This window comes from Rahnella sp. PAMC25617 (assembly GCF_050606005.1).
Taxonomy (GTDB): Bacteria; Pseudomonadota; Gammaproteobacteria; order Enterobacterales; family Enterobacteriaceae; genus Rahnella; species Rahnella variigena.
On the sequence record NZ_JBOCUM010000237.1, the window covers coordinates 1 to 275 of the forward strand.

Genomic DNA, 275 nt, shown 5'->3' on the forward strand with positions numbered 1-275 from the left:
ATTCCAGCGCCGATCGGTGGCAAGGGGCGGGGCAACTGATATCGCCTTCGGCGATCGATCGCTGGATCCCCTTTAGCCCGGCTGCCGTTTGGCTGTATCTGTCTTTCTTTATTCTCATTCCGCTGGGGTATTTGCTGGCACCGGCTCATCGGGTCAAATGGCTGGCAACGGCCATGCAACTGACCGCTTTGGGGGCCGGCGCCATATACCTGCTGTGGCCGACCACGATGGCATATCCGGTGGATAGCGGCACCGGTTTAAGCTCTGAGGTGCTG

General features: G+C 59.6%; 1 pseudogene. It reads left to right on the forward strand.

Going from position 1 to position 275, the window contains the following annotated elements:
- A pseudogene (locus ACM615_RS24265) lies at positions 1-275 on the forward strand (phosphatase PAP2 family protein); the annotation flags it as partial.